Origin of the sequence: Frankia sp. AgKG'84/4, assembly GCF_023242965.2 — a bacterium.
Classification (GTDB): Bacteria; Actinomycetota; Actinomycetes; order Frankiales; family Frankiaceae; genus Frankia.
Genome location: NZ_JALKFU020000003.1, coordinates 16,539 through 33,412, shown reverse-complemented (window position 1 = coordinate 33,412; position 16,874 = coordinate 16,539). Strand labels below are relative to the sequence as shown.

Below are 16,874 nucleotides of genomic sequence, written 5' to 3'. Positions count from 1 at the left end.
TCATCCCATCCGGCGAGCGCCCATTGCGCGGAGTGCGAGCAGCAGGTTGGCGGGTCTTTCCACGATCCGCCGGGACAGATAGGGCACGCAGTCGGGGCCGTAGGGAAGGTAGATCCGAACGGTCGCTCCCCGCGCGGCGAGACGCCGCTGCTCGACTGGGCGAATCCCGTACAGCATCTGGTACTCGTAGCTTTCCGGTGCTCTTCCCTGGGCGTGCACGAGGTGGCCCGCGATCGAGATCAGGGCGGGATCATGGGTAGCGATCATGGGGTATCCGCTCCCGGACAGGAGAATGCCCAGGCAGCGCGCGTAGGCGGCGGAAACGGCGGGGCGATCCCGGTGTGCGACGGCAGCGGGCTCCCGGTACGCGCCCTTACACAGGCGCACTCTCGAGCCGTCCCCGGCAAGATCACGACAGTCGGCCTCGGTGCGCCGCAGCTGGGCCTGGAGGACGGCACCGACCGTCGGGAAGTCACGTCGCAGCTCCCCCACCGTGTCCAGCGTCGCGTCGGTGGTGGTGTGGTCCTCCATGTCCACCGTTACGGTGGCGTTCGCCGCCGCGGCCCGGGCGGCGATCTCGGCGGCGTTCTCGTAGGACACCTTGCGGCCGTCTCGCGGCACGGCCTGACCGAGGGCGGACAGTTTCACGGACAGGTCGAGGCCATCGGCGAGCCCGGCCTGATCGGCCAGGTCAAGCAGGTGGCGGTAGGCCCCCACGACGGCAAGCGCCTCCCCGGCCTCGGTCACGCCTTCACCGAGGCGGTCGACCGTAGCCCTCAGTCTCAGCCCGGCCAGCCGGTCGACGCCCCTGACCGCGTCAGTCTCGGCGGGGCCCGCCACAAAGCGGTCGACGAAGGCGTTGGACAGCGGGCCGCGGGCGAGCCCGGCGCGCACCGGTGCGGTGGAGACAACGCGGGGCACGAGATCACGGATCATCGCGACCCCCAGACCCGAACCCCAAGCGATCTACCCATCACAATAAGTAGCATCACGGAGGAGGGTCCGGCTGTCCAGTCGGTGCGCGCGGCCCCGCGGGTCCACCCCGGTCCGCGCGTGCCGACCGTTCCCGGCCCGCCGGATCAGAGTCGGCGCAGTCCGGTCAGCACCCGGTCCAGCAGGTCCAGCTCGGGCGCGCCCGTCGGTGTGCTCAGTTGGGAGATGTCCACCAGCCGCTCCGCCGCCGCGTCCGACACCAGCACCCGCACCACGCCCACCGGCAGACGAAGCGCCGCCGCCACCTCGATCACGGACTGTGGTCGCACGCACATGGTGACGATCGACTTCTGCTCCAGCAACAGCCCGGGCATCCGTGCGAAACCCTGTGGCGTCGTGGTCACCATCGCTTCGAGCGCGAGCAGCCGGGACGGCCGTGCCCGACCACGGGTCGCCGTGTAGGGACGCACGAGTTCCCCCGATGGCTCGGGCGCATTCCCGTTCATCCGCTCACCCCGCCATCAGGACGTGCGGGCGTCGGCCGGCGACCAACGATCACACCCTTTCGCGCGTATCGGCCCGCCGCGCCGGAGTCAACGCCTCCCGGGTCCTGGCGACGAGCACCGTCATCTCATATCCGACCAGGCCGATGTCACAGGTGTTGGAGGCGAGCACCGCAAGGCAGGAGCCTTCGCCCACCGCCATGAGCAACAGTGACCCCTGCGGCATCTCCACGATCGTCTGCGTCACCCGCCCGCCGTCGGAGAACTCCGCGGCGGCCGTGGTGAGGCTGAACAGGCCGGAGGCGATGGTGCCCAGCTGTACGGCCCGCTCACGGGGGAATCCAGCGCACACCGCGAGCAGGTGTCCGTCCGACGAGGCGAGGATCGCGTTCCCCACGCCGGGAACGAAGTCCACGAAGTTGTTGATGAGCCAGTCGAGTGAGGGGTTCGTGTTGTCCAGGGTCACGAGGGTCCTCCAGACTGCCGGTGGTGATCGGCGGTGACATCAGGGGTCAGCTACGGCACGACGCGCGGCCGGGTTCATCCATCGGCATCGTCGTCCAGCACTGGACTGTTCCCCCGGGCATGGTGGACACCCTCGTACAGCCTGGTCAGCCGCCCTCTGATCCACTCGGGCGCGTCCGCCTCGTCTCCGCCGGTCCCCGGCTCGCCACTCGCGACGGAACCGAAGAACGGGTTGGGCTCCGCCGGCCCGGCGGCCGCGGGTGGCGGCGGCGGTGCCTGCAGGGCGAACGGCTGCGTCCGCGGGGTGCGAACCGGAAGCCCTGACACCGTGGTGGACCGGGAAGCACTCATGTCGGCGGGCGCCGACGCGACGCCGCCCGCAGGCCAGGGGATGTCGACGGCGCTCGCGGCCGAATCACTCGCCGCGGCCGGTGCCGGTAGCGGGATGGGGCCGGCGGCATCGGGCGGCACGGCCGGGAACCCGGCCTGTGCCCGCGTGCTGTTCCACCACGAAGCCGGCTCCGCCCCAGCTGTCGCCGCCGGGACCTGATCCGAGCCGCTGGCTGCCTCGGCGTCGGTGAACCAGTCGAACGGTTCGTCTGACGCCGCGCGCGGGAACGCCTCCGCCGCCGCCTCCCGCACGAGTTCGGTCCAGCGGCGGGCGGCCGCGGACACGACCGGTGGTGTGACCGTCGACGCCGTGTCAGGCCCCGGGCCGGCCGCCGGCACACCGGCCGCCGGCTCGTAGGCGACCCGTGGCCCGGCGTCCGCACCGGCCCGATCCGCCACCAGGCTGGTAGGCGGGTGGGCATCCGGGTCCGACCGAGCGCTGTTCGTTCCGCGCCCGCCTTCCGCCCGCACGCGGCGTCGCTCCAGCTCGGCGACGGCGTCAGCGATGGGAGGCAGACTCGCGGGCGCCTCTGTCTCGGTGCCGGGCTGGCCCCCGCGCTCCGCGGGTCCACGTCCCGCATGACTACCGTCCGTGCCTCTCGCCAGCGCGGAGCTGGCGGTGTCATCGGGGACGCGGGAATGGATCGACGAGGCGGACGCCGGGCCGGCGCCTGGCTGATCGGCGTCTGACGCCCGCGTCCGGCCGGAGGTGACCGAGATTCCGTTGTTGTCACCGGGGAGGCCGTCCAGGACTGCCATGCCGTTCCCGGCGACATGGGTGTCGTAGCCGTTGGCACTGCCGCGTGGGGGCAGCGATCCGCCGCTGCTGTCAGGCTCCGCGGCCGCCCGCGGCGATGGGACGCTGGCGTGTTCCACCATGGCGCGGATCTGGTCGACGCGCGGGTCGGCGCTGTTCTGCTCCGCTGCCGCGGCGTGCCCGTTGCGGCCGGAGGCTTCGAGCGCACCGTTCAGCTCCCCCCGCGCGGTCGCGGGGGATCGGGCCTGCCCGGTGGACTGCCCGTGGGCGGACGAGGGCGCCGTGGCCGTCGCAGCCCCCGCGCGCAGCGCCGCCGGCAGCCGCACGGCCGCTCGGACACCGCCGGCGTCGGATCGGGACAGGCGGACATCGATGTCGTGGCGGCTGGCGAGGCGGGCGACGACGAACAGCCCGAGGCGCTGAGCGATGGCGAAGTCGAACTGCGGCGGCTCGGCGAGTCGCTGGTTCGCCGCGGCAAGCTCCCGGTCGGACATGCCCAGGCCGCCGTCGTCGATGACGATGAGCAGATCGCCGTTGTCCGCGGCGGTGGCGGCCAGGTCGACCGGGAGATAGGGCGGGGAGAACTGGGCAGCGTTCTCCAGGAGTTCGGCCACCAGATGGACGATGTGGTTGACCGGTTCAGCGGACAGGCGTGCCTCCGCCACGTCCACGATCTGCACCCGCTCGTACTGCTCGATCTCACCGAGCGCGGCCTGCAGCACGTCCCCGAGTGGCACCGGGCCCGATCGGCGCCGTCCCGGCCCGGTGCCGGCCAGGACGAGCAGGTTCTCGCTGTTACGGCGCATCCGGGTCGCCAGATGGTCCAGTCTGAACAGGTTCTCCAGCTGAACCGGGTTCTCCTCCGCCGCTTCGAGTCGGTCGATGAGCGCAATCTGCCGTTCGATCAGGCTCTGGCTTCGCCGGGACAGGCTCAGGAACAGCGTGTTGACGTTGCGACGCAGGCCGGCCTGCTCCGTGGCCAGCCGCACCGCCTCGCGTTGTAGCTGGTCGAAGGTGTGGGCGACCTCACCGATCTCGTCGCGGGAGTTGATGCCGATCGGCTGGATGGTGGCGTCGACCTTGTCGAGGTCCGAGGTCCACAGCTGCTCGATCAGCCGGGGCAGACGTACCTCGGCGATGTCCAGTGCCTCGGCCCGCAGGCGCCGCAGCGGCCCGGTCATCGTCCGTGCGATCGCGAGCGTCCAGGCGATCGCCCCGACCGTGATGATCAGAATGAAGGCGGCGATGAGCGCGGTCCGCTGCCACGCGTCGGTCCGCAACTGCTCGGCCGAGCGGGTGGTGTTGGTGAGAAGCTGCGACTCGACGGTTCGCAACAGCTCGATGTGCGTGGTGCTGGCCGCGAACCACTGGTCGGGGTCGACGTCGAGGTCATCCAACCGCTGACGCTGCACGGCCCGCTGGGAGATGCGTTTCACCGTGAGAACGGCCTGGCCGTTGACGATCTGGTCGAAGCGGGCGCGGTCCTCGGGGCGGGCGGCGGCGCGGAACGCGTCCTGGGCGGCCTGCGCCTGCGCGAGCAGCCCGGAGAAGCGGTCAGAGGCGCCGAAGTCGAACCGATCGGCGAAGGCCGTGGCGTAGAGCTGACCGCGCACCTGGGAGTTGATCTCCTTGAAGGTGGACAGATCGTTCAGGACCGTTGCCGAGTAGCGAAGGTCGCCGTTGTCACGTCCCTGCCCGATCTGACGGTCCAGCTCCAGCAGGTCAGTGATCACGGTCGAGTACTGGTTGAAGATCGCGTCCATGGTGAGTCCGCCGGACTGCACCGACCGCCGTAGCGCCGGCAGCCCATCGACGCCGACGCCGACGCGCCGCGCGACCGTGCTGGTCGTGGCGCCGAGGTCAGCGACGGACCCGTGCAGGGCCGCGCGCAGCGCGACGACCGCGGCGTCGACCGCGCGCCGCTGGCTGCCGAGCCGGCCTGTGAGCGACGTGGCCGCGTCGGTGTCCCGACCGCTGCCGATGAAGCCGACAGCGAGGTCACGTTCCAGCTGCAGTTCGTGCACGGTGGCCGTGACCTGCAGGCCGAGTTTCGCCGCCGTCACCCCACGGCCGTAGCTCGCGGCACTGGAGATCCAGGTGACCGCCGACAGCAGCGCGAGCGCCAGAAACGCTGCCGTCGGTACTGCCAGCGCGGCGAAGAGCTTGCCGTTGACGGGCAGGTCCCGCAGGCCCGGTCGACGGCGAGGCCGCAGGCGTGCCGCGGCGCGGCGGCTCCCTTTCCTTTCACGGCCTGCCATCGGATCCCGCGAGTCCAGACCGCGGGAGTCCCGAGGCACGCCAATCGGCTCCCCGGTTCCCGCCCGCTCTGTTCCTGACTCGATCACGCGTCCCGTACCTCTTCGCCTCTCGATCGCCGGATCGTCGACAGCACCATGTCGAACCCGAACGCGGTGGGCGTCGTCCCTTCGGACCCACCATCGCATCGGTGCCGCGTCAACCAGACCGAAAGGCTATTTTGCGCCCGACGGTCGACTTGCAGCGGGGCTCTTGACGAGTGTGGTCTGATCGTCCGGCCTAGATACAACCCCGCTGTCGACAGCTCCGCGCAAACCACTAGTGTCGGCGCCGGTCGCCGGAGCTTTCACTCCGCACACAGCCGCGTGCATGGGGAGCGTGATGATCCACGGTATTCGAAGGATGTGCGCGACAGGTCTTGCACTCGTGTGTATCGCGACCCTTGCGGCCTGTAGCGACGCCGACGACTCTCGGCAGTCGAATGTCTCCGGAATAGTCAAGATCGGACTACTCGCACCACTGACCGGCGGAGACTCGGACGGTGGACGGGACGCACAACGCGGAGCGGAACTCGCTAGCCGCTTCATCAACGCCGGAAAAAAGTGGCCCGGATACCAGCCCGGACAAATCTGGGGACCCTCCGGACAGGCCCGACTCTCTATTGTGACATTGGACACCAAAAATGATCGCCAGCACGCGGCGGACGAGGCCGCGAGGATGGCGGCCGATCGTGACGTGGCCGGGATCGTCGGCGCGCTCGACGCGGATGCCACGCTGGACGCCAGCCAGCGGGCGGAACGACTGCGGATGCCGTTCGTCAGCGGCGACGCTCCGCTGACAGCGCTTACGGAACGAGGCCTGGACTGGTTCTTCCGCGCGGGCCCCGATGCCACCGACTACGGCGGCTCCGTCCTGTCTCGGTTTCGCAACATCCAGCAGCAGGGACAGGGCGCCCGCCGGGTGGCCGTCCTCTACAGCAACGATGCCGCTGGCGACGATCTGCGATCGACCGTGTCGGAGTTCTCCGAGGAGGCCGGCAATCCAATCGTCGCTTCCGCACCGTACGAACCGGCGGGCACCGATCTGTCGACCGCGGTGGCAGCAATCCGCACCGCCGCACCCGACGTCGTACTGACGACCGCGTCCAGTGGTACCGGCCAAAAAGTCGGAGAGGCCTTCCGCGCGGGTGGCTACCTACCACCGGAGGTCGTGGTTTACGGCGCTCCGGTCGAGGCCGCGCGACTGACCAGCATACCCGGCTTCGAGGACCGAGTGAGCCGACTGGTGCCATGGTCCTTGGCGATCGCGCGGGCCAATCCACTGGCGGCGGCCACGATCGAACGCTATCAGCAGGACTTCGGAACTCCCATGACAACGGATGCCGCTATGGCGTTCACCACAGTGACAATCCTTGCGCGTGCAATCACCGACGCCGACAGCACCGACCGGGAACATGTACGGTCCGCCCTCGTCGCGCTGGATCTTCCCGGAAATGCGACGATCATGCCCTGGAACGGCGTTCGATTCGACGGAACCCACCAGAATGTGCTCGCCGCAACGCTCATCGAGCAGAACGTCGGCAGAACATTCACGACCATCTATCCGCGCGATCTGGCCGCCGCCGAGAGGTGGCCGGCGCCGGGACCGAGCGGAACGACCGTCGACCCGGCCAGCCAATCCCCACCGCTGGCGGCGGCCACCGCCATGGCGAGCGGCACGGCCCGCGGATGAGCCGGCGACCGCACTCGGCTCGCTCCGCAACCACCCACCAGGACGCCGTCCCCCAGCAGGCCCGCCGTCCGCCCGGCGAGGACCCGTCGACGCCCCCGCGCGCTTGCTCAGACGGCGACGAGGCCGGTCCGGAGTACTCCGGCGGGGCGGCAGCCGTGGCGTTCCGCGGCGCCGAGAAGCGCTATCCCGACGGAACCGTCGCGCTCGCGCCGATCGACCTCACGGTCCGGGACGGGGAGTTCGTCAGCGTCGTTGGCGCCTCGGGCTGCGGCAAGAGCACCCTGCTCCGGTTGGCCTCCGGACTGACGAGCGCCTCGGCGGGCACCGTCACCGTGGCGGCAGAGACGATCAGCTACGTCTTTCAGGACCCCACCCTGCTTCCCTGGCGCAGTGTGCGACGCAACGTGGAGATGCTGGCGGAGCTGACCGGGATGTCCCGGGAGGAGCACCGACGCCGAGCCAGCGAGATGATCGAGCTCGTCGGGCTCGCTGGCTTCGAGCGGCATCGACCCCGCTCGCTCTCCGGCGGCATGCGGATGCGCGTGTCGCTTGCCCGTTCGCTGGTTCTCTCCCCCGGTCTGTTCCTCCTGGACGAGCCCTTCGGCGCGCTGGACGAAATGTCGCGCGAGCGGCTCAACCGCGAACTACTGCGGCTGTTCGAGCTGCGCCGGTTCGCCGCCGCGATCTTCGTCACCCACTCCGTCTCCGAGGCAGTCTTCCTCTCTACCCGGGTTCTGGTGATGTCGCCTCGGCCGGGCCGGCTGATCGCCGAGTTCGAGGTTCCGTTTGGCTACCCCCGCGCGGCCGACCTGCGCTTCCGCAGTGATTTCACCGAGCTGACCGCGGCGGTGGCGCACCGACTCCGGGAGGGTGGTGACGAGTGAGCACGCCTCAAGCCGGCATGCGCCCGGCCATCGGCCGGGGGCTGCGTGCCCGGCGGTCACCGCGCGCCGGCCGACCGCGGGCGAGCCGGCGGGATCGTCTCGCGCCGGCTGCGCTGTTTCTGATCATTCTTGGGATCTGGTACTTCATCAGCCTGGTCATCCTTGATCCGGACCGCCGATTCCTGCTGCCCAGCCCCGACGCGGTCGTGCGGGTCGCGTTCCTGGATGGTCACAACCTCGACCAGCTGCTGCGCGCCTTGTGGCTCTCCACCTCCGTGGCGCTGATCGGCCTCTGCGTGTCCATCGCGCTCGGCATGGTGGTCGCGATCGCCATGAGTCAGGCGAGATGGATCGAGAAGTCGGTCTACCCGTACGCCGTTATCCTGCAGACGATTCCCACGTTGGCGATGGTGCCGCTCATCGGCTTCTGGTTCCACTACGGCTTTTCCAGCCGGGTCATCGTCTGCGTCCTCATCGCGCTGTTCCCCGTGATCAGCAGCACGCTGTTCGGTCTTCAGTCGGTGGATCAGGGAATGCTCGACCTCTTCCGCCTGCATCAGATCCCCCGCTGGCGCCGGCTGGTGCACCTGCAGCTCCCAGCCGCGATGCCCTCGACCTTCGCGGGCTTCCAGGTGTCGGCCGGGCTGTCCGTGGTGGGCGCGGTCGTCGGAGACTTCTTCTTCAAGCAGGGCAGCCCTGGGATCGGCGTCCTCATCGACCTGTATCGCGCACGTTTGCAGTCGGAGCAGCTGTTCGGCGCGGTCATCCTGGCGTCGCTTCTCGGCGTGGCGTTCTTTACCTTTTTCGGCTGGCTGAGCCGACTGGTCACCGGCCGATGGTACGGGGTCGAGATCCACTGACATCGCGGCGGCGACATCACCGCGCCAGCGAGGCGACCCGCACCCGGGATGCACCAGCCCCGGCGCGGATATCCATGACAAGGAGAAGAATGGGACATGTTAGACGGAGTGCCGCCATCGCTCTTGGGACGGCGCTGGCGCTCACTCTTGCTGCGTGCAGTAGCGACTCTTCGGGCGCTGCCTCCACCGGGTCCGCCGCCCTCCCGGCGGCACCTTCCGGCAGCGCGCTGAATCTTGCCGGCACCTGCCCCGCCACTGTGGTCGTACAGACCGACTGGTTCGCGGAATCCGAATACGGATATCTCTACAATCTCCTCGGTCCGGACGCGAAAATCGACACCGGCAAGAAACGGATCGTCGGATCGCTCGTCTCCGGCGGCCGAAACACCGGCGTGAAGATCGAGGTCCGCTACGGCGGCCCCGCGATCGGTTTCGAACAGGTCAGCGCCCAGATGTACGTGGACAAGAGCATCACACTCGGAATCGTCTCGACCGACGAGTCCATCCAGAACTCGGTCGCGCAGCCCACCAAGGCGGTCTTCGCGCCGTTCGACGTGAGCCCCATGATGATCATGTGGGACAAGAGCAAGTACCCGAACTTCACCACCCTCGTCGACATCGGTCAGACCGACACCAAGGTTCTCTACTACCAGACGGACGCCTACATGCAGTACCTGCTCGGCGCGGGCATCCTGCGACAGGGCCAGGTCGACGGAAGCTACGACGGCTCACCGTCCCGCTGGGTGACTGAGGACGGAAAGGTGGCCGAGGCCGGATTCGCCACCTCCGAGCCGTACATCTACAAGAACGAGCTGGACGACAGGCACAGCTACGACGTGAACCTTCAGCTCATCAATGACACCGGCTACCCCGTGTACGGTCAGACGCTGGCGGCACGGGGTGGCGACGAAGGCAGGCTGGCGCCGTGCCTGAAGAAACTGGTGCCGATCATCCAACAGTCCCAGGCTGACTTCATGGCGAACCCGAAGACCGCGAACGATCTCATTATCAAGGCGGTCAAGTCCGACGCCGGCTCGGTGTGGAACTACTCACCGGGCCTGGCCACGTACGCTGTGCAGACGATGAAGGATCGCGGCCTCGTCTCGAACGGTTCGAACAGCACCATAGGCGACATGGACCAGAGCCGCATCAGCCGCATGATTCAGATCCTGACGCCGATCTATGCCGGGCAGAAGAAGCCCGTCAGAAATGGTCTGAGTCCGACAGATCTGTTCACCAACCAGTACCTCAACACGAGTATTGGACTGAAATGACCAGTCCCGCTGCCGTCGCCGCGACCGGGCCCGGCTTGTCGCCGTCTGCATCCTCTCCGTCAGGCGATTTCCTCCTCCGTGCCCGTCACGTACTCACCATGGGTCCGGCCGGGCAGCTGCGCGACGGCGCGGTCGCGATCGTCGACGGTCGCCTCGCCGCGGTGGACGAGTTCACCTCGGTGCGGTCGCGGTTCTCGGACCTGCCGGTCATCGGCGACGGCAGCGGGATCCTCACCCCCGGCTTCGTGAGCGCCCACGGGCACTTCTCGGAGGGTCTGGTCACCGGGATCGGCGAGACGCACACGCTCTGGGAATGGTTCGTCCAGGTGGTCGAGCCCATCGAGTCGTTCCTGACCCGCGAGATGGCGTACGTGGGCACGCTGGTGAAGGCCAGCGAGATGGCCCTGTCTGGCGTGACGACCGTCGGCGACATGTTCTGCGCGGCCCCCGGCACGCCGGCCGTGACGCCGGGAATCGTCGACGCTCTCGATCTTGTCGGACTGCGCGGTGACGTCTCCTTCGGACCCGCGGACGTGCCGAACGTCCGGTCGATCGACCACATCGTCGCCGAACATCATGCGTTGGCCGAGGCTGCCGCAGGCTCCCGACGGACCCGCTTCCGGGTCGGCCTGGCAACCATCCCGTCCAGCAGCGACGCGCTGTTGACGGCGACACGGACGCTGCTGGAGGACGTCGGGCGCCTGCACGTCCACCTCCACGAGGTCCGGGAGGAGGTCACCGCGACGCGGTCACTACGCGGGGCCAGCGCGATCGAGTTCGCGGCGGGCCTTGGCCTGTTGGAAGCGCAGACCGTCGCCGCACACTGTGTATGGCTCTCCGACGATGACATCGACCTGCTTCGCCGGCACGCGGTCACGGTGGCGCACTGCCCCGTCTCAAATATGATCTTGGCGAGCGGTGTCTGTCAGGTGCCTCGTCTGCTGCGGGAGAAGGTGCCGGTGGGGCTCGGGGTGGACGGAGCCGCGAGCAACGACTCCCAGGACATGCTGGAGACGATCAAGATCGCCGCGCTGCTCCAGAAGGTGCACCACCAACAGGCCGACGTGTTGACCGCCCCGGCGGTGCTGCGGATGGCGACGCTCGGCGGCGCTCGGGCGCTCGGCATCGACAACACCGTCGGCAGCCTCGAGGTGGGCAAGTCCGCCGATCTCGTGTGGTTCAGCGAGTCCAGCCCGTCCATGGCGTTCGTACACGATCCATACCAGGCTATCGTCTACTGCGCCGGTACCCGCGACGTCGCTGGTGTCTGGGTCGAGGGAGAGCGGATCGTCGCCGACGCCGAGATTCTCACCACCGACATCCGCGCCGTCCTTCCCCACGCCCGCGAGCTGGCGGTCGAGCTCGCGACCCGAGCGGGTCTGTCGTCGGAACTCGCGGGCGTCCGCTCGTCCGAACGATGATCCGTGACCGCCGACGCGGGTCGGCCACGGTTCGCTGCCCCCACGGTTCGCGCGGACAGCCGCACTCCTCCTCGGTCACGCTGGCAGCTGTTCCGCGCTGCCCGTCGCGCGGTGGCGGCGGACGGGCAATCGGCGACGGCTCGCCGCGCGATGCTCGGTACTAGCACGCGGGGCCGCGCCGGATGTGGATCCACGGTGAAACAGCGCCCACGCACTGCCCGGCACGCGACGAGAGGCGGTTCGGCCCCGCGGCGGTCGGGCCGCTTCGGTCGCGCGGCGCGCGAGTTCGACGAGGGCGTCCGCCCGTCGCCGTGGCAGGCTGCGGCTGTCCGCCGCGGAGCGTGGTGCCGCCAGTGGCTCGAGCGCCTCGTACACCACGGAGGCTGCCTCGTCGTCGAGTTCACCGACGATTCTGGTCGAGCCACCAGGTAGATCGACCAGGCGCAGGGACCGGTTCGCGGCCGTCAGCGGCGCACGACGCGTGAGATAGGCGTCGTCTCCGCGCCCACCGCTCTCGCCGCCGGTCTCCGGCGTGGCGACCGGTGATCCACGCCGTTGTGACCTTACCTCGTCGGCGTTTCCAGTTCCGGACTCGGGCGCGTCGTCCGGCGGCGGCATCCCGCACTCGGGGCCATCTCCTGACTCACGCTCGCCGACGTCCTCCACCGGCTTGTCGTCGGAAGTGCCGCGAGCGCCTGCCGCAGGCGACGAATCACGGCTCCGGCCGGACTCGTCGTTGTTCTCGGCGCTGTTTGCGGCGCGTCTGCGCCGACGGGGTCCCGTCTCGGCGCGCAGGCGTTCCCGAATGCGCCGCCCCATACGGGCCAGGTCACCCGCGTCGAACGTACGCGCGTGACCCAGCAGCAGGTACTCCGCTTCCAGCCTGACCTCGACGTTGGTCTGCGCGGGGAGGGAGCGGAGCGCCTGTCTGATCGCCATTGCCTGCGCGGGGCTGACCTCACCCTCCGCGAGTGCCCGTCCGGTCGCGGCCAGCGGGCCGTCGACAGCGGCCGCGAGATCCACCAGGCGGACGGCGTCACGCGGCGGCAACCGCAGGCAGGTCCGGATGTGGTCAGCGGTGGAACCTGGATCGGCCTGACGCGCGAGATTGCGGCCGTCGACCTCCCGCACGAGGCTCAGCTGCAGCGCGGCGAGGCGAGACTGCTGCACCGAACACTGGTACAGAGCGTTATCGAGGTCGGCGTCGGACAACGGCCAGAGTGGCGCCGGGATCAGCTCGTCCAGCAGACCGGTCAACATGGCCAGTCCGGAGCAGACCGGTCGATGACCCATCGGCGCGGCAGCATCGATCGTCATGGACGAACCGTAGCGGAGGAATAGAGAAAGTATGTCGACTACGCGCGGGTAACATCACTCTTTGAAGTTTTTCATGCCTTCTACGACCACAACGCACCAGAGGGCGGCGGCCCAACCCGCGCGTGCGCCACCGAGGCACTTCCCGACAAATCCGATCGGAGCAGTCTCTGGTGGCAGACAACGGCGCGCATCGCTGCTAGCGTCGAAAACGTGAGGTCACACGCCCGACGTCCAGCCTGGCGATCAGCCAGCGGACGATGTTCGATGGGCCGCCCGGGTCTCGACGGAGTCCCCTTCCGCCTCTCGTGACCGCCCCCGCAACGAGGCCACCGCCGCCGGCGAACCGGGCGAGACACCTCTGCCCGGTGAGCACGATCAGTTCACCCCAGCCTGCGGCGCGGCCCCCATCCTGCTCTGTGCCAACAAGAGTGGCCAGGCGGGACCTCGGCGCTTTCAGCCCGAATTTCAGGCGCCGCGCGCCGCGCTTTCCGGGCTGAACGTCGCGAACTCGGCCCTCGCAGCGCGACACAGGTGGCGGCGGGCATCCGAGAATCGTTCACGACCGACGTAAGACATGCGCCTCACTTTCGCTTTTGCCGATCAAACGGGGAGAGTCAGCAGATGAGCACCGAAAGCTGGTCGTTCGAAACCCAGCAGATTCATGCCGGAGCCCAGCCCGATCCGACCACCGGCGCGCGAGCTGTTCCGATCTACCAGACGACGAGCTATGTCTTCCGCGACACCGACCATGCGGCGGCGCTGTTCGCACTCGGCGAGCCCGGGAACATCTACACCCGGATCATGAACCCGACGCAGGACGCATTCGAGCAGCGCATCTCGGTGTTGGAAGGCGGCGTCGGGGCTCTCGCGACCGCCTCCGGGCAGGCTGCCGAGACACTGGCGATCCTCAACCTCGCCGAATCGGGTGACCATCTGGTTGCCTCTTCCAGCCTCTACGGCGGAACCTACAATCTTTTTCACTACACCCTACCCAAGCTCGGCATCGAGGTCACCTTCGTCGCCGACCCCGACAATCTGGAGGAGTGGCGAGACGCCGTTCGCCCGAACACGAAGGCGTTCTACGGCGAGACCATAGGAAACCCCCGAGGCGATGTTCTGGACACCGCCGGCGTGTCCGAGGTGGCCCACGCCCACGGCATTCCCCTCGTCATCGACAACACCCTCGCCACGCCGTACCTCTACCGCCCGTTGGAGCACGGGGCGGATATCGTCGTGCATTCGGCGACGAAATTCATCGGCGGGCACGGCACCGCCATCGGTGGAGTGATCGTCGACGGCGGTCGTTTCGACTTCGGGGCGTCCGGTCGGTTCGCGAACTTCACCACTCCCGATCCCAGCTATCACGGGCTCGTGTACTGGGAGGCGCTCGGTCACGGCTCCTACATCGCCAAGGCCCGGGTGCAGCTGCTGCGTGACATCGGCGCGGCCATCTCACCGTTCAACGCCTTCCTCCTCCTGCAGGGCCTCGAGACGCTGTCACTGCGGGTCGAAAGGCACACGGCGAACGCCCAGCGGGTCGCCGAGTGGCTCGAGGCCCGGGACGAGGTGAGCTGGGTCGCCTACCCTGGGCTGCGGTCCTCGCAGTGGTACACGCGTGCGCAGCAGGTACTTCCGCGCGGCGCGGGTGCGATCCTGTCGTTCGGCATCGCCGGTGACGCCGCGGCCGGACGCAGGTTTGTGGAGGGGGTGGAGCTGTTCAGCCATCTCGCGAACGTCGGCGATGTCCGTTCGCTGATCATTCATCCCGCCACGACGACGCACTCACAGCTCACCGAGGCCGAGCAGGCCGCAGCGGGGGTCAGTCCCGACCTGATCCGCCTGTCTGTCGGCATTGAAGGAATCGATGACATCCTCGCCGACCTCGACGCCGGATTCCGTGCCGCCAAAGGCTGATTCGGCGGCCTCCGGCGGTGCGTGGCGGCCAGGAGTCGATCCGGTCGGGCGCCGCCAGTTCGTGCGCCTGCCCGGATCGTTGCCGCTGGAGCGCGGCAGCTCGCTGCCAGACGTCACCGTCGCCTACGAAACGTGGGGGCGGCTCGACTCCCGCGCGGAAAACGCGGTGCTGGTCCTGCATGCGCTGACCGGCGACAGCCATGCTGCCGGGGCCGCGGCACCAGGCCATCCCACCGGAGGCTGGTGGGATGGCCTGATCGGTCCGGGCCTGGCCCTCGACACCGACCGGCTCCACATTGTCGTTCCCAACGTTCTCGGTGGATGTCAGGGCACGACCGGTCCCGCCAGCGACGGTCCGGATGGCCGGCCCTGGGGTGGCCGCTGGCCCGAGATCACCATCGCCGACCAGGTCACTGTCGAGGCGGCGCTCGCCGATGCGATCGGCATCCGGCGGTGGACGGCGGTGATCGGTGGCTCGATGGGCGGCATGAGGGGCCTGGAGTGGGCTGTCGGCCGACCTGACCGGGTGGGGCAGGTGATTGTTCTCGCCTGCGGCGCCACCGCCACCGCGGAGCAGATCGGGCTGTACGACGCGCAGGTCCGGGCGATCATCGGCGATCCCGGCTGGCACGGCGGCGATTACCACGGCCGGCCCTGGGATGATGTACCCCACGGAGGAATGGGCCTGGCCCGCCGGATGGCGCAGATCAGCTATCGCAGCGAGACGGAGCTGGAAGATCGGTTCGCCGCCCGACTGCGGTCCGACGGCCAGTTCGAGGTGACGTCCTACCTCGATCACCATGCCCGAAAGCTTTCCCGCCGATTCGACGCAGGATCCTACGTCACGTTGACCCGGGCGATGATGACGCAGGACCTTGGCCGTGGTCGTGGTGGGGTCCCCGCCGCATTGCGTTCCTGCCCGGTACCGTTCACCGTCGTTGGCGTCGACACGGACCGGCTCTATCCACTTCGCCTGCAGCAGGACATCGCCCAGCTGACCAGTGTGCCACTTCATCGGCTGCGGTCCCGATCGGGACACGATGGATTCCTCATTGAAACGAAACAGGTAGGCGACATCGTTCGCCACGCCCTCCGCGTGCCGTGATCGGCGGTGAAGGCGGGCAGGAGGCGGGAAAACAGCTGGCCGGAGCGGATCCTGGGCGGCATGCTGGCAGCGTGTCCAGCCTCCCGCCCCGATGGACCTCGCCGGTGCTCACCGATCGGCGGATCCGCCTGGAACCACTGCGCATCGATCATGTGGACGCGCTGCTACGGGCCGCCGCCGAGGACCGGCTCACCTATGGCTTCACGGCCGTGCCGGCGACCCGGCCGGCGATGGCCGAATACGTTTCGGCGGCCATCGCGGATCGCGACGGTGGCTTCGCGGTGCCTTTTGCCATTCGCGATCTGGCCGACGACGACGGCGGGGGCGGCGGTCGGGTGGTCGGTTCCACCCGCTTCCTCGATCTTGGATTCTGGCGGCCGGAAAGCAACGCCCATGCGCCGGGCGCCGGAGCCACCGGCTGGTCCGCGACGCAGCAGACCGGCGGGAACGACCAGAGCTGGACCACGACGACCACGACGGCACACAGCGGTGTGATGGCCAATGTGACCGTCTGGACCTCGACGTATCACTTCGGGATGGCCGGCGGCGCCACTCAGTCCGGCGGCAGCCGCACGCCCGCGAGGGAGCCTCGCGAGGGCGGGCCGGCTCCGGGCGCCGCCGCGGGCGCTTGCGCGCCGGAGGTGCCCTCCGCGCCGCCAGCCGAGGGCCGGATTCCGCCGGTCCCGATGGATCCGCCGTCGGTCGCGGAGATCGGCGCGACGTGGCTTGCCGCGTCCGCCCAACGCACCCACATCAACACCCGGGCCAAGGTGTTGCTGTTCAGCCATGCGTTCGAGGACTGGCAAGCCGTGCGCGTCTGTCTGAAGACCGATGTCCGCAATACGCGTTCGCGCGCGGCCATCGAACGCCTGGGTGCCCGCTTCGAAGGAGTTCGGCGCGCGCACATGCTCGCCACCGACGGCGCGGCCCGCGACACCGCGTATTTTTCCGTTCTCCGAGAGGAGTGGCCAGGCGTTCGGGCCGGGCTGGTCGCCCGTCTGGCTCGGCGTTGACGGTTCGACCCGGGAAGGCGTCGAACCGTCATCCGCGACACGGTCCGCGTC

The 16,874-nt window shown here is 68.9% G+C and carries 13 protein-coding genes; 8 read left to right on the top strand and 5 right to left on the bottom strand.

Features of this window, described 5'->3' with window-relative positions; all coding sequences use genetic code 11:
• From MXD58_RS00675 to MXD58_RS00660, 4 genes are all read right to left on the bottom strand, one after another.
• Entirely contained in the window at window positions 1-936 is a 936-nt protein-coding gene (locus MXD58_RS00675) for a proline dehydrogenase family protein (RefSeq protein WP_248837791.1), read from the bottom strand.
• Between the two features lie 143 nt (window positions 937-1,079).
• Complete coding sequence (locus MXD58_RS00670) at window positions 1,080-1,439, bottom strand: DUF742 domain-containing protein (protein WP_248837792.1); 360 nt, start codon at window positions 1,437-1,439, stop codon at window positions 1,080-1,082.
• Between the two features lie 49 nt (window positions 1,440-1,488).
• Window positions 1,489-1,902: a roadblock/LC7 domain-containing protein gene (locus MXD58_RS00665; RefSeq protein ID WP_248837793.1), complete on the bottom strand. Its 414-nt coding sequence runs from the start codon at window positions 1,900-1,902 to the stop codon at window positions 1,489-1,491.
• A gap of 74 nt (window positions 1,903-1,976) precedes the next feature.
• Window positions 1,977-5,306 carry a sensor histidine kinase gene (locus MXD58_RS00660; RefSeq protein WP_248837794.1) on the bottom strand — a complete coding sequence of 1,110 codons (3,330 nt, stop codon included), beginning with the start codon at window positions 5,304-5,306 and terminating at the stop codon, window positions 1,977-1,979.
• Between the two features lie 367 nt (window positions 5,307-5,673).
• Here MXD58_RS00660 and MXD58_RS00655 point away from each other — a divergent pair, with 367 nt between their 5' ends.
• The 5 genes from MXD58_RS00655 to MXD58_RS00635 all read left to right on the top strand — a co-directional run bounded on the left by MXD58_RS00655 (window position 5,674) and on the right by MXD58_RS00635 (window position 11,474).
• On the top strand, window positions 5,674-7,035 hold the full coding sequence (locus tag MXD58_RS00655; protein ID WP_308301867.1) for an ABC transporter substrate-binding protein: 1,362 nt from the start codon (window positions 5,674-5,676) through the stop codon (window positions 7,033-7,035).
• Window positions 7,032-7,919 carry an ABC transporter ATP-binding protein gene (locus MXD58_RS00650; RefSeq protein WP_248837795.1) on the top strand — a complete coding sequence of 296 codons (888 nt, stop codon included), beginning with the start codon at window positions 7,032-7,034 and terminating at the stop codon, window positions 7,917-7,919. The genes MXD58_RS00655 and MXD58_RS00650 overlap by 4 nt, the downstream gene beginning before the upstream one ends.
• Before the next feature lie 206 nt (window positions 7,920-8,125).
• Window positions 8,126-8,779: an ABC transporter permease subunit gene (locus MXD58_RS00645; protein ID WP_250608970.1), complete on the top strand. Its 654-nt coding sequence runs from the start codon at window positions 8,126-8,128 to the stop codon at window positions 8,777-8,779.
• A gap of 89 nt (window positions 8,780-8,868) precedes the next feature.
• Window positions 8,869-10,053, top strand: coding sequence for a hypothetical protein (locus tag MXD58_RS00640; RefSeq protein WP_248837797.1), 1,185 nt, complete (start codon window positions 8,869-8,871; stop codon window positions 10,051-10,053).
• A 98-nt stretch (window positions 10,054-10,151) separates the two neighbouring features.
• The gene (locus tag MXD58_RS00635; protein WP_248837798.1) at window positions 10,152-11,474 is read left to right on the top strand and encodes an amidohydrolase family protein; all 1,323 of its coding nucleotides are present in this window, start codon (window positions 10,152-10,154) and stop codon (window positions 11,472-11,474) included.
• A gap of 75 nt (window positions 11,475-11,549) precedes the next feature.
• Here the strand turns inward: MXD58_RS00635 and MXD58_RS00630 are convergent, their stop codons facing one another.
• Window positions 11,550-12,791 (bottom strand): DUF222 domain-containing protein, encoded by a 1,242-nt coding sequence (locus MXD58_RS00630; protein WP_248837799.1) that lies wholly within the window; start codon window positions 12,789-12,791, stop codon window positions 11,550-11,552.
• Between the two features lie 621 nt (window positions 12,792-13,412).
• On the opposite strand from MXD58_RS00630, the gene MXD58_RS00625 reads away from it, so the two are divergent.
• From MXD58_RS00625 to MXD58_RS00615, 3 genes are all read left to right on the top strand, one after another.
• Entirely contained in the window at window positions 13,413-14,705 is a 1,293-nt protein-coding gene (locus MXD58_RS00625; RefSeq protein WP_248837870.1) for a bifunctional o-acetylhomoserine/o-acetylserine sulfhydrylase, read from the top strand.
• Entirely contained in the window at window positions 14,656-15,810 is a 1,155-nt protein-coding gene (gene metX, locus MXD58_RS00620) for a homoserine O-acetyltransferase MetX (RefSeq protein WP_250608969.1), read from the top strand. Before MXD58_RS00625 ends, metX begins: the two co-directional genes overlap by 50 nt.
• A gap of 104 nt (window positions 15,811-15,914) precedes the next feature.
• On the top strand, window positions 15,915-16,823 hold the full coding sequence (locus MXD58_RS00615) for a GNAT family N-acetyltransferase (RefSeq protein ID WP_248837801.1): 909 nt from the start codon (window positions 15,915-15,917) through the stop codon (window positions 16,821-16,823).
• Window positions 16,824-16,874 lie beyond the last annotated feature (51 nt).